Source organism: Erythrobacter sp. THAF29 (assembly GCF_009363635.1).
Classification (GTDB): domain Bacteria; phylum Pseudomonadota; class Alphaproteobacteria; order Sphingomonadales; family Sphingomonadaceae; genus Erythrobacter.
Genome location: NZ_CP045392.1, coordinates 521,829 through 542,166, shown reverse-complemented (window position 1 = coordinate 542,166; position 20,338 = coordinate 521,829). Strand labels below are relative to the sequence as shown.

The following is a 20,338-nucleotide window of genomic DNA, read 5'->3' as shown; positions in this document are numbered from 1 at the left end:
TTTTTGCGTGGTTTCTTAAGGTCCGGCCTCGCGCCGAAGCGCGTCGATATCCGCGATGTGCACCGCCGACCGCCCACTGGTCGTCACAAATCCCTCGCCGCGCAATTCGGTGAACTGCCTACTCACAGTCTCGATTGTCAGGCCGAGGCTGTTGCCGATATCGCCGCGCCCCATCGGCAGGTCCAACTCGCACGGCCCGCTGGTGCAGCCGCACAATCTCTCCCCCATGTTCACGAGAAACCCTGCGACCCTTTGGCGTGCGGTGCGGTGGCCCAACCGCATCATGCGTATGCGGTTGCGCTGGATCGTGTCGAGTGATCGCACCAGCACCGCTCGCAGAAGGGCAGGGTCGATTTCTGCGGCATCGAGGAATTCGTGCGCAAGGAACATGACGAGCTCGAGCTCGCTGAGCGCTACGAGCGTGGCGGAGCCCTCAGGGCGGTGCGAGATCGAGACGATGTCGCCGGGAAACTGGAAAGCGAGAATGTGCCCCTTGGGCGTGCCCGGCGCGATGAGCTTGGCCGCTCCGCCGGTAATGAATACGATCCGTTCGCCATGACCGGTTTCAGGAAGCGCTTCAGACGAAGGCAACGCAAACCTTTGCGCTATCGTCTCCAGCCGCGCGATCACTTCCGGCGAGCAGCAGGCAAACGGCTCGATGTCGCGCAAGCAAACGTTTTCCGGCGGTTCGGAACGATGCAGGGTTTCCGCTATCATGGGCCTGCGAATGCACCCGGCACGCCTGCGCGTCTTTGACCCAAATCAACTCGCGCGATTTGATTTGCGTCAATGATGCGCGCGCGAAACTGCGGCATTGCGGTCGCAAAAGGAGAAACGATTGAACCCAGTCGAAACTACCGGCTCCGAACGCTTCGAAGTCGCGCAGGATCTGACTTTGCGCGACCTTCGGGCCGCGCTCGCCGCAGGCTGGCGAGATTACGTCGCGAGGCCGGGCTATGGACTGTTTTTCGGGGCGGTCTTTGCGCTGTCTGGCATCGCGCTATCCTATCTCCTGATCGCGCGCGGCGAACTGGTCTGGCTGATCCCTGCCGCTGCGGGCTTTCCGCTCATCGCCCCGTTCACGGCGGTCGGCCTTTACGAAGTGAGTCGCAGGCGCGAAGCCAACCTGCCGACGAACTGGAGCACGGTTCTCGGCGCACTGAAAGGGCGCGGGGACGAGCAGATCATGAGCATGGGCGTGATCCTGTTCGTCGCCTTTGGATTCTGGATCATCGTCGCGCACGGCGTGTTCGCGGTGTTCATGGCCGAGGCGGGGGCGGGCTCCGAATCCCTCGAATTCTTCACCACCCCGACTGGCCTGACCATGCTCGGCGTAGGTAGCGTGATCGGTGCGCTGATCGCGCTCGCATTCTATTCGATCACCGTTATCAGCCTGCCCATGCTGGTCGATCGCAAGGTCGATTTCCTGACCGCGATTTTCGCCAGTCTCAAGGCGATACGCACCAACGCGCCCGTGATGCTGGCATGGGCCGGAATCATTGCCGTGCTGCTATTCACCGCGATGGCGCCTGCATTCCTGGGGCTGTTCGTCGTGCTACCGGTGCTCGGCCATGCGACCTGGCACCTGTATCGCCGCACCGTTCGATAGCGATTCGAAATCGCCTAGAACCGGAACGGCACGCGCACGCTCAGCACCATGTCCGGCGCATCGGTGGTCATCCCCACCCCGACATTGGCAAGCAGCGAAACGCGGTTCGAAACCGCGAAGGTCGCGCCAAGGTTGAGCATGCCCACGGTCGAGCCGCTACCGACAACTTCCTCGAATTCCTCGCCTTCGAACCTCAACCGGGCCTCGTCGCCGAAACGCACCGAAAAGCTCGTCGAAATGCTCGACTTCTCGTTCAGTGCAAAGGCGAGGCCCGCACCGAACTGGATCGCGTTGCCAATGTCGACCGTGCCAGGCTGTTCGCCGGGGGTTTCGTCGATATCGTCGAACTCGTTCTTGAAGTTGTGGAAGTAGGTGACGTTACCGAACACGATCATCGGATCGAGCGTCTTGAGCGCCGATACGCCGGCCGAGGCCGCCCATGCACCGCTACCAGTCGAAAGCGAGGTGGGAATCTGGAAATTGCCCTCTGTGCCTTCGACTTCGACCAGCTCGATGCCGAATGGATCCTTGCCCGTCGGAGCCTTGACCCGGGTGTTGATCACAACATCGGGCCGCCTGACCGTCTCGCGCAGCAGCCGGTAGCTCGCGCCGACGCTGACATCGCCAAGACCGAATTCATCTACCCTTGCGTCCGCAAGTCCGCTCGCATCGCCTCCAACGCCGCCCGACTGGAACACCGAAGAACGGTAGATCGTCGGCACGTTGACATCGAATTGCAGCCTGTCGTTGGGCGCAAAACGTCCGGTGAAATCGGTCGTGATCACATCGGAAGTCTGTTCGTCGACACTGATCTGGCCGAGGAAGATCGCATCGAGCGCGAGGAAACCGCTAAGATTGATCCGCGCATCGTCGAAGTGGCTGTAATTCACTCCACCTTCGAAGCTGAACCGCCGGCCGAAATAGCCCTGCTGCTCCTCTGTCACGGCCTCGACCGATTGGGATGGAGCCGGATCGCGCCGGCCCGAATATTCCTCGGTCTGTTGTGCCTCACCGTCCTGCTGCGGCGTGGTCTGGACGAAATTGGGGTTGCCCCGCGTCAACTCGATCTGGTTGCCGCGATAGATGGGCGCCATCACATTCGTGCCAAAGCCCTGCCCGCGCATTTGCGCTTCCTCGGCATCGCTCAGCCGCTGCGCGCCGACGAGGCCTGCGACCTGTTCCAGCCTGAGCAATCGTTCCTCGAGATCGGCGATCCGCCGCTGCGCCGCAGCCTCGCGCTCGCGCATCATTTCGAGTTCGGCTCTCAGCTGCCAGTTGTCGGCCGCAAGCCGCTCGGGCGCGAGTTCCTCGTACTCGACAGGATTGCCGCCTTCATCGAGTTTGAATGCGATGTCCTGGACATAGACCTGCGCCTGCGCTTCGCCGGAACAGGCAATTCCGGCAACCGCGAAGATCGCCAGCGATCCTACTTTAGCCATAGTCGACATTGATTCCCCCCTTTCCTCAATATCTCTTCGAAAAGTCTTACGGATTGAGCAGCACCCACAGCGTCGCCACGTCGGGGACTCCGCTGGGATCGAGTTTCGACAATTTCTGGAATTGCGTGAGCGCGGAGCGGAACTCGGGCGAATCCTTGCCATCCGGCCGGGCCCTGTAGAGGCCGCGCCGCGCAAGCTCGCCCTGTGCCCGCCACAGGATCCGCTCGTACACAACAGCGCGGTTTTCCCCTTCGCGCAGCTCGACAAGCGGCGAGGAATCGGCAAGCCGCAGCGGCATCATCGATACCACCAGCTTCTGTGCGACCATCGCAAGGCCATCTTCGGGCGTTCTCTTGCAGTGCTGGTCGAGAATAAGGGCGAACGCCGAAGTGGTGTGCCATGGCGTCAGGTCGAACGTATTTGGTTCGTAGCGATTTGCAGCTGTCAGGTAGCCCTCGATGAAACCGATATAGCGTGCGGCCTTGCTTGGGTTGCTGGACCGGGCTTCGGTATATTGCGCGCACGTGGTCCTCCCTGCGGATTCCACGGCGAACTTCTTGTCGGCGGTTTCCGCGCTCGCTCCGGGCGCAGCCACGCCCAACAGTGCCGCAAATGGCAGCAGGACGCGCAGGCCCCACCCTGCGCGTCTCTCCCCCCTTAGCCATGTCGTCCGGTTCAAAAGCCCCTCCCCTTCATAACCGATAACGCTGATTGGATATTGTGAGTTCGCATCGTCGCGAGATCGTTCACTCCGACCGTGATCGCCATCTCATTGCGGATGGTGTTCAGGCTGCTCTGGAGGATCACATGCTGAGCGACCTGGCTCATCTCGCCGCTGACGCCCTGCTGGACGCTCTCGTCGCCGCGCGACATGGAAATGCCGAGCTCGTTGCGGGCGACCTGGAACTGGATCTGGTCATCGCCGTCCACGATCTGCGAGACACCGGGGAGAACCGATTGCGATCCTTCGGGGATCGTCGAATCGATCGATGATGCCGGGACGACCGAGAAGTGCATCTTGTTCAGCACGCGATTGTCGCTGCCGGCGATTTCCTGCGTCTGAACCAGACCCTCCAGCGTCTCGAACCGGCCTACTTCGAGCAACGTGGGGGTATCACCCACGGCCGAAAGGTCGGCAACGTCCATGTCGGTATCGAGGCATTCGTCGCAGACACGGCTCCAGGAAATCTGGATCGAAGGTGTCGCACCTTCGAGATTGCTCGCACCGTTCGCGAAATCGACGCTGAACTGCAGGGTAGCCTGCATGGTCAGCCCGTCGGCATTGGTCCAGCTCTGGACCATCTCCACGCCGAAATAGTGAACCGAATCCGCTTTGATGAACTTGCCGCGCATATCGGAGAGTTCTTCGTCAGCGACCTCGCGGCCTAGCGATTCCAGGCCGCTTTCGAATCCAGCTTTGACGCCTGTTTCGATACCGCTCTCGAAATCGGACTGATGCTCAGTCCCGGTCAGCGCGGCTTCCTCGATAGGCGCCGCAGCTGCCAGCGGCGCTGCAAGGACAAAGGCGAGAAAAATGGACAGCGCGAGCAAGACCCGAGCAATTGGGGGGGTGTCGGGGCGCCCGCGCTGTCCGGGCAGAAGGGGTGAATTCGAGACGGTGAAATCAGTCATGACCGTCCCTCCTAAAAGACGAAGCTGTTGGCCGGGCCGATGCCGAAATCATAGACTTCGGCGTTGCGGACCGGAGAGCGCAGACCGTAAAGGCGCGCTGCCGACAGCGGGGGTGGTGGGTTAAGCAACACGGTTTCGGGATCGAACCCGTCTCCGAGCACTACGAATACGACACCGTTCCAAGCTTCGTTGAAGGCCTTGCGGCTCATCACGCGGTTGCCGAGCGCGGGATCGCCGACATGCACCACGTCGTCACGCACTTTGCGAACGACTACGAAGTGTTTGTAGTTCTTGATATTGAGCAGCGCGATGCCTGGAACCTTGAGATGTTTGAGAGCGTCGTATTCGACCTCGTATCCCTGGCCCGTCATTCCCACTGCATTGACGTAATTCTTCATGTCGAGCAGCGAAAAGCCGCGTTCGCGGATCACGTCGGGATCGGCGATGCGCAGCATGTTCACGAGGATCTGCTGCTCACTCGTATTCTTCCCGTAGGCATAATTGAATATGGTTGCGAGCGCAGCTGCGCCGCAGCTGAAATCTGTTTGCTGGCGGACGAGGTTCTTGAACCTTTGCGATCTCCAGCTCTGGACAGGCTTGTAGAGCGGTTGGGTTCTCAGGCCCTCCTGTCCGATCGCGAAGGGCTGAATGCCCTCGGGCGCGGTCGCGCACCCGCTGAGCCCTGCAAGGGCTACAGTCCCGGTCAGAAAGATTGAAGAAAGCCGCATTAGCCAGTGCCTTGTCCGAATGGGGGTTGGTTGGGGTGAAACGGTGGGGTCGCCCGAGCCGGGATCGACCCCACCGAAACAGTCACGAATCCTTAGTTCGGATCCGTGCCACCACCGCCACCACCGGTGTCGCCGTTTCCGGCACCGGCTTGGCCGACAGCTGCAACCAGCGAGTTCATCTGCTGGTTGAAGTTACCCGCAGCGAGGTTCACACCGATATTGCCCGAGCCCGAATAGGTGCCCGGATTCACGGTGTTGATCTCGTCTTGGATATCGGCAGTGTTGCCGACGCTGGCCTGGATCACACCAGCCGTTGCTTCAGCCATCGCGGCATCGGATGCCACTGCGAGGACCAGAGCGTTCTTCTGGGTGTTCATGGCGCCAGCTGCGGCGTTGACGCCGAGGTTGCCGTCCGTCGTGAACGATGCGCCGCCGTTGAACACGGTGTTGCGGACACGATAGTCGTTGAGCGAACCGCCTTCTTCGGTCTCGTCGCCAGTGTTCTCACTGAACGGGTCGGGCCCGATGAAGTTCAGGGTCGACAGCTGCAACGCGGTCAGCGAGGCTTCTGCCATGCCGCCCTGGTCGTCATCATCGCCTTCGAAGTTCGACGTGGCGAGTGCCCCGATGTTCTCCTGAACGTTGAAGTAACCAGCCGCCATGTTCAGGCCGACATTGCCCGATGCATCGACAGTAAGGTCGTTCACGTTGTTGATGATCGGAGCAAAGAAGCCAACGCGGATCTGGCCCTGACGCGAACCGTCCGTGAGGTCGTCGTTCGGGTCCTGCCCAGCTTCGCTGACTCCGTCACCGAACGCGGGGTCGACAAAGCCGTTTTCAGCGTTGAGTTCGTTTTCCTCGCTGAAATACAGGGTGTTGCCGATCAGCGCTTGCTTGTTGTCGACGATCGCGACAGCAGCTGCATCGACTTGGATGTCGCCGCTGAGATCGACGGTGCCGGCAAGCGTCACGTCCTTGGTGAAATCGACATCGGTTTCAATTTCCGTTTCGATTTCATTCTCGTAGTGCACCTCGACGGTGCCTTCGAGACCAAGCGAGAGACCGGGATCCGGCCGCTCTTCGAGGGAATCGCCGAGTTCATCGACGATATCCGCGATTACTCCGCCGTCTTGGGCGAGAGCGCTTGCAGGGGTCAAGGCTACGGCCACTGCCGCAGCACCCCCTAGAAGCATATGTTTTCGCATTCTTCTTCTCCTATTGGTTGCGATTGGTGCCGGCCTCCATGGACAGCACAGCGACATTGGCCGAGGCGTTCCCCGTGCCACCGACAAGGCTCACTTGGACGATTCCACTGCTGTCTCGGAACGCAGATCGATCGATCTTCGCTTCGAAATCAGACGCAGGGTTTTCCCCCCCAGCCCCTTGCGGCTCAGAGGAAGCGCGCGCCTGTTCCAGGGTCGCTAGAGATGCGACGCGCCCTTCCAATCCGGTTACGATCATGGCCAGGTTTGCCTGGCTGTTGCCCGATCCGGCGGCGACGTTAACCGCCGTCAATCCGCGGCTCCCGGCGAAGGCTTCGCCGGTGATAAGCGCGGAGTATCCTCGTGCCTCGGCTGGTGCAGGCTGGTCGTTGATCTGGACGATTTCTGCGGAACCGATCGCGGTTTCGCCTGCTGCCACTACAGCGAGGTTTACCTGCTGGTTTCCGTTGCCGGCCGCGACATTAACCTGCCGCACGCCTTCGAACCCGCCCATTTCCGAGCCGATCTCGATCGAGTCGCCCGGCTTGTTTGCCTCGGGATCGCCGGCCTCCTGTGCCGCCGCGGGGATCGCGCAGAGCGCAAGTCCGGCGCAGGCCGATGAAATGGTCAGAGCCCGGCGATTCATTGGCCGGGTCCGCCCAGGCTGAGCCCGCCGAGGGCCTGATTGATGCTGCCGAGCGCATCGCGCGTCGCGGAATCGGCGGTTGCCATGGCGGAACCAACCGAACCGTTGACGAACGAGGTAAGGCCGGTTGCGGATGGATCGTTGAAAGGAGTTGCCTGACTGTCCCTCACTGCTTCGCTGATGAGCGACTCGGTGCTGGAGATGCTGCCATCCACGACTGGAAGGTTGTCGAGCAACGAGAGCACCGACGAGGTTATTTCTGCGGCCTTGGCATCGTCGATCTGGTTAACACCAAGCGCGATCCCATCGTCAAACGCCGCGTTGGGAGAAGCATTTGCCACCAGCGCATCGCCTCGGCCCCTTTTCTGGCCGGCCCTTGTAGGAACATCGCGCAGGAGCACCATGTCGCCCGCTTCGGGATCGTCCTTGATATCGACGGTTTGCGCGGCGGCGGGAAGCGGCATGGCAAGCGCCAGCGCACCAATCGCAGCGCCTGCGATCAGGTGACGACCCGCAAAGGCGCAAAAGGCTCTCGATTTGGCTGTCGGCGTCATTCGCCCGGTCCCCTCCCTGTGTCGGAACAGGACGGAACTATGCTGACAAAACCGGGGACTTCCTATCGGATCGAATGACTAGAACAACTGTCGAGTCGTTTCTCCCTAGGGAATAAAATTAGAGGTATTTAACCGGGGGATTCTAACCAAGGCAAAAGAACTAAAACCGGAAATTTCGCGCCAATTCGCGATCTGGCAAGAGCTATTCATGCGTGAAAAACGCGAGTTTTCAGGGGTTTTTCGAATGATCGAATTCGGCGTACACTAAAATAGCCAAATGGCTGAGTTGACGCGCCCCCTGTCTGCGCTAAGATTTTGTTAGCGCAACAAAATGCGCCGCGGCTTATGCAACAAGGGTCAACGATCCCAGCGCGTAATCCGGGACTGTCACAACTGTCGGGTCCGCAAACCTAACTCTATTCAGGCTGACAGGGACAGAACAGTGATTTTGAGAGATACAGACGACCCGATCCATCTTACCAGGCGCGAGCATCAGATCCTGCGGCTCGCCGCACTCGGGATGACGAGCAAGGAAATTGCAATCAGGGTGGAAATCGCGCCGCGCACCGTTGAGCGGCATATCGAAAACAGCAGGTTGAAAATGAGGGCCCGAAACAGGGTTCACCTCATCAGCAAGGCCGTGGCAACCGGCATCCTCACACTCGAGGATGGCGCTGGTCACGGTTCCATGCCGGCACCGGCGATCGCAGGAATGCGCGACGGATAGACGCCGCGCGTCAGCAAGAAGCCCTTGGCGCACCCGACAGGATTCGAACCTGTGACCTCTGCCTTCGGAGGGCAGCGCTCTATCCAGCTGAGCTACGGGTGCTTGTAAGGCTCTTGTTGACAGGGCGACAATCGCGCCGGGCGCGCCGCTTAGCAAGTGTCGCGATGGACTGCCACAAAATTATCTTCCCCGTCGAAACCGCTCCATTGCAATAGTGATTGCGCGCTTAACCATTCGGCAACGGCTTGCCGCTTAATTCTTGCGGCCATGTCAGCGCTTCCGCCCGACCAGTTGCACGCCATGCGCAAAACCGCCCGCGAGGCTACGCGGCCGGTGGAAACGCTCGCGCGGCGCTGGGACGAGATACACGCGAAAGCCGCCGAACTCTCGGCTCTCGCACAGTTGGCCCAGGAGAACCCGGTTGCCGACGGTGCGGCCCTCGCGAAGATGCTGAGAGAAGCGAGCGAGTGGCGTCGAAATCTCGCCTGGCAGCAGATCGAGGATATCGACGCAATCATGCAGCCCGGCATCACCGCGCTGCGCACCATCACCGCGCGCGGAGGGGACGTGCTTGCCCCGGCGCAGGCGCTGTGGCGCGAATTCCATGCCGCCCGCGAAGGCGTCCTTGGCATGATCGGCAAGAACCAGAAAGAGACTGCCTGACGCCTTGACATGTGTTCGTGGTATGTTCCAAGCATGCCGAATGACCAGTCAGCCAGCACCGATCCTCGATTCGCCCGTTTCAGCCACCGCGCGGGATGTCGCGCGCGGGATCCAGCGGCTGTTCGCGCGTAACGACATCTGGTGCGTGTCGGAAATGCCGCTCAAGAACGGGCGGCGGGCCGATCTCATGGGTGTCGATGCGAAAGGCCTGCTGGTGATTGTCGAGATCAAGGTGGCGCGCGGCGACCTTTTGGGCGATGCCAAGTGGCCGGATTACCTCGATTTTTGCGACCGGTTCTACTGGGGGGTTGCTCCGGGGCTCGATCGCACCCCGCTCGAAAGCGAAGCCTACATGCCCGACAAATGCGGGGTAATCGTGGGCGATGGCTACGATGCGGAAATCCTCCGTCATGCCCCGCTCGAATCGCTCGCTGCCGCGCGGCGCAAGGCGCAGATGGAACGGCTCGCCCGGTTCGCGATGCGGCGCTACACGGGATTGGTCGATCCCAGCTGCGGCGATCCGGTGAACGCGGGCTAGCGGCTGTTCCAAATCGACGCAGGGCGGGATAGAGATGCGCGATGCTCCCCGCCGACACGCCCATCCTGCCAGCGCTGCTGATCGTGAGCCTCGTCACCTCGGCGTTCGTGGCATTGCGCTATTTCGCATCATCCGGCCTGTTCGCGTGGATCACCGGAAAGGTGCAACCCGGCCTCTATGACGGGATGCGGTCGCAGATCCGCGACGAAATCCGCTGGTCGCTGATCGCAACCGTGATCTACGGCGCACCGGCAGGCATGATTTACTGGAGCTGGAACCACCTCGGATGGACGCAGCTCTACACCGATTGGAGCGCCTACCCGCTCTGGTACCTGCCGCTGTCGGTGTTCATCTACCTTTTTGCGCAGGACACCTGGTTCTATTGGACCCACCGCGCGATGCATTCACCGCGGCTTTTCAAGGTCATGCACAAGGTCCACCACGACAGCCGTCCTCCAACCGCGTGGACCGCGATGAGCTTCCACCCGATCGAGAGTCTGACCGGTGCAATCCTGATCCCGGCGCTGGTTTTCATAGTCCCGATCCACCTGGCGATGCTGGGCATCGTGCTCACTGTGGCTACAATCATGGGCGTTACCAACCATATGGGTTGGGAAGTTTTCCCGCGCAGGCTCGTTCATTCTCGGTTGGGTCGATGGGTGATAACCGCGAGCCACCACGAGAAACATCACGAGGAATATCGATGCAATTTCGGGCTTTACTTCCGCTTCTGGGACCGGGTGTGCGGGACCGATCGCGGCCTGTCGGATCGTATCGCCGGCCAGCAGGCCAGCGCAAGGGTTCCGACATGAAGCGCCTACCCCTCCTCGTTTTCGGCGGTGCGCTCACCGCGATGGCAGCGCCGGTCGCGGCGAGCGAGGTGACGATCACCGTCACCGACCTGCGCAACACCAAAGGCGTGGTGCGCGCATGCATGACGACCAAGGAAGACATCTTCCCCAAATGCATCAAGGATCCCGCTTCTCACCGCACGGTCGTTCCAGCAGGCGAAAAGGTCACAATCACTTTCAAGGGCGTGAAACCGGGAAATTACGCCATCGCGCTGCTTCATGACGAAAACGACGATGGCAAAGCCAACCGCGCGCTCGGCATGATGCCCAAGGAAGGTTACGGCTTCTCGCGCGATGCGCCGGTGCGCATGGCTCCGCCCAAGTTCAAGGACGCGGTGTTCGAGCACGGCGAGGAAGCGCAAAGCCTCACCATCAAGATGCGGTACTTCCTCTAGGCTGTTCAGCGCAAAGGCGCGCTGGCGTCACGCGGTCAACCGGCACCAACCTGTTGGAATTCTGCCCATCGCGGCCACATGGCTCGCCGCTTCGCCCGATTTCGCGCGTTGCGCTTAACGGGATGTTTACCACACATCGCCAGAACCGCCCCAAACAGGTTCAAAAAGGGGCGACAACAGCCATGGACAATCTGCGGGGCACTTTCGATTCCAGGGACGTGGCGGACGACGGCCACGATTGGGATGCCCACGAAGAGGAAAATGCACGCGACCTGCCGCCCGAAGCCATCGGCCAGGACGAGCGGCGCATGCAGGTGCGCGCCTACAATCATTGGGCGAGCCTGCTGGGCGACAAGTCCTTCCCCTCGATCGAAGACCTTGAGCCGCACAATCTCGACGATTTCGGCCCCAATTCGGTGTTGCTCGACTTTTCCTCGGGCATCGACGATCCCGCTGTCCAGTTCCTTGGCCAGTTGCTGGCGGAGGAATGCGGTGCCGAGGGTGAGATCGCAAAGCTATCGGACGTTCCGCCGCGCTCCTTGCTGAGCCGGATCACCGATCACTACCTCCAGATCCTCGCCAACGAAGCACCCATCGGCTTCGAGGCGGAGTTCGTGAACCAGCGCGGTGCCTCGATCATGTATCGCGGCATTCTGCTGCCGTTTTCGAGCGACGACGAGACGATCGACTTCATCTATGGCGTAATCAACTGGAAGGAAATCGCCGACCAGGTCACCGCCGACGAGCTGCTGCTCGAGATCGACCAGGCACTGGAAAGCGACGATGCCGTCGAGGAAGAGGACGAGCCGCACAAGCATCACGCCGATCCCCTGGTCGATGCGCCTAGCGCCGACATTTTCGAGCTCAGTGCAGAGAATGAAATGGCAGCCGAAGAAGAGGTTGCCGAAGAACCGACCAACGACGTCGAACCTGTTGCAGCCGAGTACCAGGGCCCGACCGACGAAGACGACATCCCGCTCCCCGACTTCGGCAAATATACGCTGGAGGATCCGGAGCTCGGAGAAGACGATGAAGATGGCGATGCCGGATACAGCTTCGCCTCGCTCTCCGACTATCTCGAAACCCCGGCGAAAAAGGCCATCGATCTCGACGCCGACAACTTCGATCCGGCCGACTATGACGTCGACAATGTCGCTGCCGAAGACGCCGAAGATGCCCCGGTTGCCGTTTCCAGCGTGCCGAACAGCGCCGGTGATGAAGGCAGCAGTGCAGACAGCGTCGACATTCACGCCGAGCTAGATGAGGATGCCGGCCTACACGATTACCTCGCATCGGCCCGCGAACTTGCAGAGAATGCGCGCGCTACCGAGGATCGCAGCCGCCAGGCGCTCTATGCTGCGGTTGGCCGCGCCTACGACTTCTCGCTCGTCGCCAAGGAAGCGCCGGAGGAATACGAGGAACTGATCGAGGAAAGCGGCCTGTCGATACAGGACCGCGCGCCGATGACCCCGATCGTCAAGCTCGTCTTCGGCAGCGATTACGACAAGACCCGTCTCACCGAATATGCAGCGGTGCTGAGCCATGCGCATCGCCTGAACCTCGAACGCGGCGCGCTCGCCGGCTTCCTAGCCGATGCCGATGGCGGCCTCAAAGGCGTGGTCGCGGCCGAGCGTCGCATCCGTCGGGAAGAGGCGGGCAAGACGGTCGAAAAGGCGGACGAGGTTCGCAAGGCACTCGCCCAAAAGCTGCGCGAGCTCGAAGAGCTTACCTTCGATGCGCTTTCAGCTGACGGTGCGGAATTCTCCGTGGTCGTGGTGCGTCGCGACGGCGAAGGCGGTGTGTCGATGCTCGGCGAGATCGAGGACGACATTCCGCTGATCGAACGCGCCGCTCGCAAGCTTGTTGGCTGACGCGCGCGCAACTCCATGAAAACGCAGAGCTTGGCGTGATCCCTATTCGCGCCTAGGCGGTCAGACCATGGTTCTCGACCTCTTCTCGCCGCGCGCTCCGATGCGGGTGCAGCCCTTCTACGGTTTTCGCACGAGTTCGCATCTCCATCTCACCGCCCGCGCCCTGCGCGCCGAGGAAACGAGCTTCGACAGCCGCAATTTCCTTGGCGGATTCAGGACGATGCTGCGCCAGTATCTCAGCCACGAGGTCGGCGGAGTCGATGTTGCGCTCGAATTCGAGACCGGCGATGGACGCACGGTCCGCTCCGAAGTGACCACCGATTCCGAAGGCTTTGCCCGCTTCGAAGTCCCGCTCGGCGAACGTTATGACCTCCCGCTGAAGACGGGATGGGAACGCGCGCGGATCAGCTGGAGCGAAGTCCCGGGCAAGCATGAGGGCGGCGAAACGGATGCGCACCTGCTCGCACCGGGTCGCGAAGCAGGCATCGGCGTGATTTCGGATATCGACGACACCATTCTCGAAACGGGCATCACCGGCAATGTGAAGGCGATAGCCCGCAACTGGAAACGCGTCATGGCGCAAATGCCCGACGCGCGTGAAATCGTGCCGGGCGCAGAGGAATTTTACGGCGCTCTCGGCGGACTTGCCGATGGGGAAGAACGCAATAGCACCATCCCGCAGGCGCGCCCGCGCCCGGTTTTCTACGTTTCCTCAAGCCCCTGGAATCTTTTCACCTACCTCGTGACATTCAAGCGAACCCGAGGGATGCCATTGGGGCCGATCATGCTGCGCGACTGGGGCCTGAACCGGACGACGCTTGGGTCGGAGGGGCACGGTTCGCACAAGACGAGTGCAATCCGGCGGATCATCACCGGCTTTCCCGAGCTCAAATTCGCACTTGTCGGAGACGACACGCAGAAGGACCTCGTCGCCTTTGGCGAAATCGTGGCTGCGCACCGGGACAGGGTAGCGGCGGTGTTCATCCGGCGGATTTCCGAGGAAGCCCCCGACGAGAAGGAACAGGCGGCCAAAGCCCTGATCGAAGGTGCCGGAGTGCCGTTCTGGATGGGCGCGGATTACAACGCCGCGCGAGATTTCCTCGCCGAAGCGGGGCTTGAAATGGACGCTCGGGTCGAAAATCTCGTCAAGGCGACGGCGGAAGGTGAAACATGATGAGAGGCAGGCAGGCGTGCGCATGATCTGGTGGATTCTAGGCGGGTTGGTCCTCGTGGTCGCGGCCAGCGCCATTGCGCTGCAAGTTGCCATCGCGCGCGATGGCCCGGCGGTGCTGAGCGCTGTCGACCGAATGTCGAGCAGCGGCGATGCCGAATTGAAAGCGACGATCTCGACCGGCGAGCACCCACAGCAAAAGCTGCTTGTCTGGGGCCCGGGGCGCGAAACCTCCTCCGACGAACGCCGCCCGGTGCTCGTGTTCGTTCACGGAGGAAGCTGGCGTTCGGGCGATCCGGCGAGCTACGACTTCATCGGTCGCGCATTCGTGCCAAAGGGGTTCGTCGTGGTGCTTGCAGGATACCGCCTTGGTGATGCTGGCAAGTATCCGGCAATGCTCGAAGACACTGCCGCAGCGATCGGCTGGGCCCACCGCGAGATCGCGCAATATGGCGGAGATCCCGAGCAGATCGTCTTGGCGGGACACTCTGCAGGGGCCTACAACGTCGTCATGGCTGCGCTTGATGAGCGGTGGCTGGCTCGCGAGGGGCTCTCGCCTAGCGATATTTCAGGCGTAGTCGGCCTTGCAGGCCCCTATGATTTCTTTCCCTTCGACAGCGAATCCACCATCGCAGCGTTCGGAGACGCGCCCGAGCCCGTATCCACCCAGCCGATCGCGCATGTCCGGGCCGACGCACCACCGATGCTCCTGATCCACGGCGAGAAGGACACGCTCGTCAAGCCGCGCAACACCCGAGCGCTTGCGCAGCTGATCGAGGAAGCAGGAGGAGCGGTAAGGGTCCGCACCTATGCGGAAATGGAGCACAACGATCCGCTGATCTCGCTCGCCGCGCCCTGGCGAAGCAACCGCGACGTCGCGGATCTGATCGCCGCTTTCGCGCACGAAGTCACGAAGAGCGATACGAAGAGCGACACGGTTTCAGTTCCCGTTCAGGCGGAAACCCGTTAGCACTGGCACAGATGCGCGCTATCATTTCCCTCTCGGCCTACAGGCTGACCGCCTATGTGCTCGCCCTTGTTGCGAGCGTCTTCATGGCGGTGAATCCGCTCGCGGCGCAGTCGATCCTGCGCGATGCCGAGACCGAGGCACTCCTGAACGACATGCTCGAACCTTTGGTCGAGGCGTCCGAGCTTGAGCCGGGCAATGTCGATATCGTCCTCATCAACGATCCATCGATCAACGCCTTCGTGGCGGGCGGACAAGTGGTATACGTCCATGCAGGGCTCCTGAACGCTGCAGACACCGCCAACGAGGTGCAGGGCGTGATCGCGCACGAGCTCGGTCACATCACTGCAGGGCACGTGGTTCGGTTCAACGAGCGCACGAGCCAGGCGCAGGGGATCACGATCCTTTCGCTGCTGCTCGGCGTTGGCGCCGCACTCGCTGGCGCGGGCGATGCGGCAATGGGTGCGATAATGGCCGGCCAGCGCGCCGCGCTCGGCAGCTTCCTGGCATTCAACCGCAACCAGGAGGCCGCAACCGACCTCGCAGGCGCTCGCTACCTTTCGGGGGCAGGCATTTCAGGTCGCGGGATGCTCACATTCTTCGACAAGCTGCGCGATTTCGAGATCCGCCGGGGCTATTCGCAGGGCGACGAGCAGGCTTACACCCGCACCCACCCGCTTTCAGGCGACCGTATCCAGACCCTTCGCGATCTCCTGCAGGACGATCCGGCATGGGACACGCCCGACGATCCGGAATTGCAGGAACGTTTCGAGCGCGTGCGCGCAAAGCTGTTCGGCTACCTTGCCGAGCCGCAGCGTACCTTCAATCAATATCCCGAAAGCGACACCAGTATCCCCGCGCACTATGCGCGCGCCTACGCCTTCCACAAGGATGCACAGGTGGAAAAGGCGCTGGCAGAGGCCGATGCGCTGCTCGAACACAATCCCGACAATCCGTATTTCCTCGAGCTGAAGGGGCAGGTGTTGCTCGAATCGGGCAAGCCCGAAGAGGCGCTGGTCCCTCTTCGCCGCGCGACCGAGCTGACACTCAATCAACCGCTGATTGCCGGCATGTTCGGCCACGCGCTTATCGCAACCGAGGACAAGGCCAATTACGACGAGGCCGAGCGCGTGCTGCGCGCGGCTGTTTCGCGCGACCGGTTCAATCCGTTTGCATGGTACCAGCTGGGAGTCGTCTATGCGGCGCGCGGCGACATTCCGCGCGCACGGCTCGCCAGTGCGGAACAGCAGGTGATGAACCGCAACTATCCCGAAGCGCTGCGCAATGCTCAGGCGGCCGAGGCAGGCCTGCCGGTCGGTTCGCCCGACTGGATCCGCGCGCAGGACGTCGCCTTGCAGGCTCGTTCGGAACTGGAACGCCTGCGCGACCGGCGCTAGGGTCGCGCGCGCAACCTCTCCATCGCAGGATCCGCCAACCCGATGCCATCTGCTCTCCGCAACTCGCTTCTCACCGCGCTGCTCGCGCTCGTTTTCGGCTTTCTCGGCGCTGCGACGTGGTCATGGTCGGGGCTCGCCGACAATCGCACGCGTGCGTACCTGCTCGAAAACCCGGTCGTCCTCGAAGAGATGTTCGCCGCGCTCCAGCAGCAACAGGCGCAGGAACGGCTCGCCGAGGTCGGTTCGCCCGCCTACATGCCCTTCCCCGGCGCAGTGATGGGCAACCCCGAAGGCTCGAAAGTGTTGGTCGAGTTCACCGACTACAATTGCTCCTATTGCGAAGCGAGTCTGCCCGATGTGACGCGCCTGATCGCTGAGGACCCGGACCTGAAGGTCGTGCTGCGCGAGCTTCCGCAGTTCGACGGGTCGGAAGCCGCCGCGCGCATGGCGCTCGCCGCCGCGATGCAGGGCAAATACGTCGAATTCCACGAAGCGATGTTCAAGCTGGGTCCGGCCAATAGCGAAACCGCCGTGGCGGCTGCGCAGCAGATCGGACTAGACCTCGAACGCGCGCGCACCGACGCGGCTTCGGACGTGGTGACGGTCGAACTTGCGAAGAATTTCCAGCTTGCGCAGCAATTGGGCTTCAACGGCACGCCCGGATGGATCGTAGGCGACACGCTGGTGAACGGCTTTGTCGGCTATGACCGGATGAAGGAAGCGCTCGAGAAAGCCGGGCCGCCGCTGGGCTGATGCGCTTCCACGCCGCTTTGCTGCTTCTTGCCGCACCGGCCTTGATGGGGGCTGGCCCACCGGACGCAGACCTAGTGGCTGAGCGCGCGGCAATCGAGCAATTTCAGGCACTCGACCAGAGGCTGCAGGATATCGGCTGGAAGCTCGTGCGCGGCAATGCCGGATTCTGCTCCGACACGGTTGCCGCAACCGGCCTCCAGCTTCAGGACATGGCGAGCTATGGCCGACCCGACATCGCGCGCGCGGCTTTGGGCCTTGAGCGCGATTTCGCAGTGCAGACTGCAGCGAATGGTTCGCCCGCAGGAGAGAACGAGGCGGTTCGCCCCAACCGCGAAGTTACCTTCATCGGTGCGACCGACCCCAACGCCATCGAGGCGGGCGAGAAGCTCGACTGGCGGAGGCTGAAGCGCGTTCACGATGCGCTGGAGCAGGAGCTGGACCGCGCAGGCCGGATGCGGATCGAGTTTGCGGGCGGGGAATACGTCCACCTCACACCGGTTTTCGCCTGCGCCACCCGTTTTGAGCTCGCCGGGAAAGGGGGCCGCGCGGTAGCCGATGGCTCGCGCGTCGTGATCGGCGCGGAGTTCGAGGGTTTCGCGATGAGCGAGGACATGCTCGCCGCCGCCATCGCGCACGAACTTGCGCACAATGTCCTGAAGCACCGCGAATGGCTCGATCGGAACGGACGCAAGCGCTCGCATGTCCGCGCGACGGAGCGCGAGGCCGACCGGTTGATGCCGTGGCTGCTCGCCAATGCCGGATACGATCCGGAGGTCGCGGTTACCTTCTTCGAGAAATTCAAACCCTCGTCGGGCAGCGTGCTCTTCATCAAGGGTTCGCACGCCAAATGGCAGGACCGCGCCGAGGCGGCACGAGCGGAACTCGCCACCATCCGCGCGCAGTTGGAATCCTCCGACAAAGCTGACTGGTCAACTAACTTCACCCGCGAAATTGACGCTGAACAGGGCCTCTAGCACGCCCAGCCGACGCGCATGCGCGCCAACCGTTCAGGAATCCCCCTGCTAACGCGCGAAAAATCGGCTACATCCTGTGATCATGCCCGTGCTCAAGTTCCAACCAGCGCCGTTCTTTTCGAGCAAGAATCGCGCATTCTGGTATCTCCAGATTGGCGGCTGGGCCGGCGCATTCCTGATGCGTGCAGTGATCGCGATTGCCAACAACCAGCCGCTCGACCTGTTTGCGGTGATCCTTGTGAACATCATCACCGGCTTCTCAATCACGCTCGTGCTCTCGGTGATTTATCGCCAACTGATCAGCCGACCGCCGATAGTGATGTGGAGCATGGCTGCACTTGCCTTGGGCGGCGCAGTGATCCTCCACACGTCGATCGACGCTTGGGTGCAGGGGATCTATTACGGAAGCACACGCGAAACGACGTTCGCCCAGCGCTTCATTGCACTATCCTTTATTCCGATGATGCTGCTCGGTGCGTGGAGCGCGCTCTATTTCGCAATCAATTACTTCCTAACTGTCGAACAGCAGGCCGACCGGCTGGAGCGTCTCGAAGCGCAGACAACGGCCGCGCAGCTTGCGATGCTGCGATATCAGCTCAATCCGCATTTCCTGTTCAACACGCTGAATTCGATCAGCACGCTGGTGCTCCTGAAACAGACCGAGCCTGCCAATGCGATGCTCACGCGGCTTTCGAGCTTCCTGCGCCACACGCTGATTGCCGAGCCGGGCAGCCAGGTGACGCTCGGGCAGGAGATCGAGACCCTGCAGCTTTACCTGGGTATCGAGCGCATGCGGTTCGAGGATCGCCTGCGCACCCATTTCGAGATTGATGAGGAGGCGATGCAGGCATGTCTTCCATCCATGCTTCTGCAGCCGCTGGTCGAGAATGCGATCAAATATGCCGTCAGCCCCCAGGAAGAAGGCGCGCGCATCTCGGTGACCGCGCATGTCGCTGGCGGACGGCTGAGGGTTAGCGTCGAGGATAGCGGACCGGGCATCGACGGCCCGCTCCAGCAGGCGCTGTTCGAGCAGTCCGGAGACGTCCTCGGCCAGCCCGTCTCGACCGGTGTGGGTCTGGCCAATATCCGCAACCGTTTGACGCAGGCCTATGGCGACAACCACGTGTTCGAAACCCGCTCCGAACCGGGCGGCGGGTTCAAAGTCTTCATCGAGATCCCATATGAAGAGGCGAGCGCGGAGGAGCCGGAGGCCGACAACGAGGCCACAACCGCTCCGGACAGCGCATCCCCTGAACCCTCCGCCGATAATGTGATAAACTTGAACCCACCCCGTGCCATTGGATCGACACCATGACTATCCGCACCATCCTCGTCGATGACGAGAAACTCGCCATTCAGGGCCTCCAGGTCCGCCTCGAACCGTTCGAAGACATCGAGGTGATCGACACTTGCTCGAACGGCCGCGAAGCGATCCGCAAGATCAAGACCGAGAAGCCCGATCTCGTCTTCCTCGACATCCAGATGCCCGGTTTCGATGGTTTCTCCGTGGTGAAAGGCGTGATGGAGATCGAGCCGCCGCTGTTCGTTTTCGTCACGGCTTACGAAGAGCACGCGATCCGCGCGTTCGAGGCCAACGCAGTCAACTACCTGATGAAGCCGGTCGACGAGGACAAGCTGGCCGACACGATCGAGCGCGTGCGCCAGCGCCTTGCCGAAAAGAAATCCGCCGAGGATGCCGAGCAACTGCTCGACGTGCTGGCCGAGGTCGCGCCAGACCGCGCCGCCGATTTCAACGAGGCAGGCGATGCGAGCTCCGATCGCTTCGAAAAGCTCATCAACGTCAAGGATCGCGGCCAGATTTTCCGGGTCGAGGTAGAATCGATCGAGCATATCGAGGCGGCGGGCGATTACATGTGCATCTACACCGGCGACAATTCGCTGATCCTGCGCGAGACGATGAAGGACCTCGAACGCCGGCTCGACCCGCGCAAGTTCCAGCGCGTCCATCGCAGCACGATCGTCAATCTCGACCAGGTGCGGCAGGTGAAGCCGCACACCAATGGCGAATGTTTCCTCGTGCTCGATAGCGGCGCGGAGGTGAAAGTCTCGCGCTCCTATCGCGACGTCGTCGCGCGTTTCGTGCATTGATATTTGCGAGCGCACCTCCGCGCGCTCGTCCTCGCTAGTTACGCAGCAAAGCTGCGCCCGCTGCGGGCGGGCGGTCGCCCTTGCGGACCCCGCGGGTCCGTCTATGGGTAGG

The 20,338-nt window shown here is 61.7% G+C and carries 22 protein-coding genes and 1 tRNA gene; 14 read left to right on the top strand and 9 right to left on the bottom strand.

Annotated elements, in window-relative coordinates; genetic code table 11:
- Positions 1-15: 15 nt before the first annotated feature.
- Positions 16-669: a Crp/Fnr family transcriptional regulator gene (locus FIU90_RS02775; RefSeq protein WP_172970165.1), complete on the bottom strand. Its 654-nt coding sequence runs from the start codon at positions 667-669 to the stop codon at positions 16-18.
- Positions 670-838: 169 nt separating this feature from the next.
- Here FIU90_RS02775 and FIU90_RS02770 point away from each other — a divergent pair, with 169 nt between their 5' ends.
- Positions 839-1,609: a DUF2189 domain-containing protein gene (locus tag FIU90_RS02770; RefSeq protein ID WP_152433389.1), complete on the top strand. Its 771-nt coding sequence runs from the start codon at positions 839-841 to the stop codon at positions 1,607-1,609.
- Between the two features lie 14 nt (positions 1,610-1,623).
- On the opposite strand, the gene FIU90_RS02765 is transcribed toward FIU90_RS02770, so the two are convergent.
- From FIU90_RS02765 to FIU90_RS02735, 7 genes are all read right to left on the bottom strand, one after another.
- The gene (locus tag FIU90_RS02765) at positions 1,624-3,057 is read right to left on the bottom strand and encodes a transporter (RefSeq protein WP_152433388.1); all 1,434 of its coding nucleotides are present in this window, start codon (positions 3,055-3,057) and stop codon (positions 1,624-1,626) included.
- Between the two features lie 37 nt (positions 3,058-3,094).
- Entirely contained in the window at positions 3,095-3,727 is a 633-nt protein-coding gene (locus FIU90_RS02760) for a peptidoglycan-binding domain-containing protein (RefSeq protein WP_152433387.1), read from the bottom strand.
- Complete coding sequence (locus FIU90_RS02755) at positions 3,724-4,680, bottom strand: hypothetical protein (RefSeq protein ID WP_152433386.1); 957 nt, start codon at positions 4,678-4,680, stop codon at positions 3,724-3,726. The genes FIU90_RS02760 and FIU90_RS02755 overlap by 4 nt, the downstream gene beginning before the upstream one ends.
- 11 nt (positions 4,681-4,691) lie before the next feature.
- A complete protein-coding gene (locus FIU90_RS02750) occupies positions 4,692-5,408 on the bottom strand; it encodes a C39 family peptidase (RefSeq protein WP_152433385.1) in 717 nt (238 codons plus the stop codon).
- A gap of 92 nt (positions 5,409-5,500) precedes the next feature.
- The gene (locus FIU90_RS02745; protein ID WP_152433384.1) at positions 5,501-6,577 is read right to left on the bottom strand and encodes a hypothetical protein; all 1,077 of its coding nucleotides are present in this window, start codon (positions 6,575-6,577) and stop codon (positions 5,501-5,503) included.
- A gap of 46 nt (positions 6,578-6,623) precedes the next feature.
- Positions 6,624-7,256, bottom strand: a complete 633-nt coding sequence (locus tag FIU90_RS02740) for a hypothetical protein (protein WP_152433383.1) — start codon at positions 7,254-7,256, stop codon at positions 6,624-6,626.
- Positions 7,253-7,810, bottom strand: a complete 558-nt coding sequence (locus tag FIU90_RS02735; protein WP_152433382.1) for a hypothetical protein — start codon at positions 7,808-7,810, stop codon at positions 7,253-7,255. The genes FIU90_RS02740 and FIU90_RS02735 overlap by 4 nt, the downstream gene beginning before the upstream one ends.
- Before the next feature lie 448 nt (positions 7,811-8,258).
- Between FIU90_RS02735 and FIU90_RS02730 the strand changes: the two genes are divergently transcribed.
- The gene (locus FIU90_RS02730; RefSeq protein WP_234029602.1) at positions 8,259-8,537 is read left to right on the top strand and encodes a helix-turn-helix transcriptional regulator; all 279 of its coding nucleotides are present in this window, start codon (positions 8,259-8,261) and stop codon (positions 8,535-8,537) included.
- A 25-nt stretch (positions 8,538-8,562) separates the two neighbouring features.
- On the opposite strand, the gene FIU90_RS02725 is transcribed toward FIU90_RS02730, so the two are convergent.
- Positions 8,563-8,639: transfer RNA gene (locus tag FIU90_RS02725), tRNA-Arg, on the bottom strand.
- Positions 8,640-8,804: 165 nt separating this feature from the next.
- On the opposite strand from FIU90_RS02725, the gene FIU90_RS02720 reads away from it, so the two are divergent.
- From FIU90_RS02720 to FIU90_RS02665, 12 genes are all read left to right on the top strand, one after another.
- The gene (locus FIU90_RS02720) at positions 8,805-9,200 is read left to right on the top strand and encodes a hypothetical protein (protein ID WP_152433380.1); all 396 of its coding nucleotides are present in this window, start codon (positions 8,805-8,807) and stop codon (positions 9,198-9,200) included.
- Between the two features lie 40 nt (positions 9,201-9,240).
- On the top strand, positions 9,241-9,738 hold the full coding sequence (locus FIU90_RS02715) for an MmcB family DNA repair protein (RefSeq protein ID WP_152433379.1): 498 nt from the start codon (positions 9,241-9,243) through the stop codon (positions 9,736-9,738).
- Positions 9,739-9,779: 41 nt separating this feature from the next.
- Positions 9,780-10,550 (top strand): sterol desaturase family protein, encoded by a 771-nt coding sequence (locus tag FIU90_RS02710; RefSeq protein WP_152433378.1) that lies wholly within the window; start codon positions 9,780-9,782, stop codon positions 10,548-10,550.
- Entirely contained in the window at positions 10,547-10,984 is a 438-nt protein-coding gene (locus FIU90_RS02705) for a DUF2141 domain-containing protein (protein WP_152433377.1), read from the top strand. Before FIU90_RS02710 ends, FIU90_RS02705 begins: the two co-directional genes overlap by 4 nt.
- Positions 10,985-11,166: 182 nt before the next feature.
- A complete protein-coding gene (locus FIU90_RS02700) occupies positions 11,167-12,855 on the top strand; it encodes a hypothetical protein (RefSeq protein ID WP_152433376.1) in 1,689 nt (562 codons plus the stop codon).
- A gap of 67 nt (positions 12,856-12,922) precedes the next feature.
- Positions 12,923-14,029, top strand: a complete 1,107-nt coding sequence (locus FIU90_RS02695; RefSeq protein ID WP_152433375.1) for a phosphatase domain-containing protein — start codon at positions 12,923-12,925, stop codon at positions 14,027-14,029.
- 22 nt (positions 14,030-14,051) lie between these two features.
- The gene (locus tag FIU90_RS02690; RefSeq protein ID WP_152433374.1) at positions 14,052-14,996 is read left to right on the top strand and encodes an alpha/beta hydrolase; all 945 of its coding nucleotides are present in this window, start codon (positions 14,052-14,054) and stop codon (positions 14,994-14,996) included.
- Between the two features lie 11 nt (positions 14,997-15,007).
- Positions 15,008-16,390, top strand: a complete 1,383-nt coding sequence (locus FIU90_RS02685; RefSeq protein WP_152433373.1) for a M48 family metalloprotease — start codon at positions 15,008-15,010, stop codon at positions 16,388-16,390.
- A 42-nt stretch (positions 16,391-16,432) separates the two neighbouring features.
- Positions 16,433-17,143 carry a DsbA family protein gene (locus FIU90_RS02680; protein ID WP_152433372.1) on the top strand — a complete coding sequence of 237 codons (711 nt, stop codon included), beginning with the start codon at positions 16,433-16,435 and terminating at the stop codon, positions 17,141-17,143.
- Positions 17,143-18,117, top strand: coding sequence for a hypothetical protein (locus FIU90_RS02675; protein WP_152433371.1), 975 nt, complete (start codon positions 17,143-17,145; stop codon positions 18,115-18,117). Before FIU90_RS02680 ends, FIU90_RS02675 begins: the two co-directional genes overlap by 1 nt.
- Before the next feature lie 82 nt (positions 18,118-18,199).
- Entirely contained in the window at positions 18,200-19,432 is a 1,233-nt protein-coding gene (locus FIU90_RS02670; protein WP_152435664.1) for a sensor histidine kinase, read from the top strand.
- Positions 19,429-20,226: a LytTR family DNA-binding domain-containing protein gene (locus FIU90_RS02665; RefSeq protein WP_152433370.1), complete on the top strand. Its 798-nt coding sequence runs from the start codon at positions 19,429-19,431 to the stop codon at positions 20,224-20,226. The genes FIU90_RS02670 and FIU90_RS02665 overlap by 4 nt, the downstream gene beginning before the upstream one ends.
- The last annotated feature ends 112 nt before the right edge of the window (positions 20,227-20,338 follow it).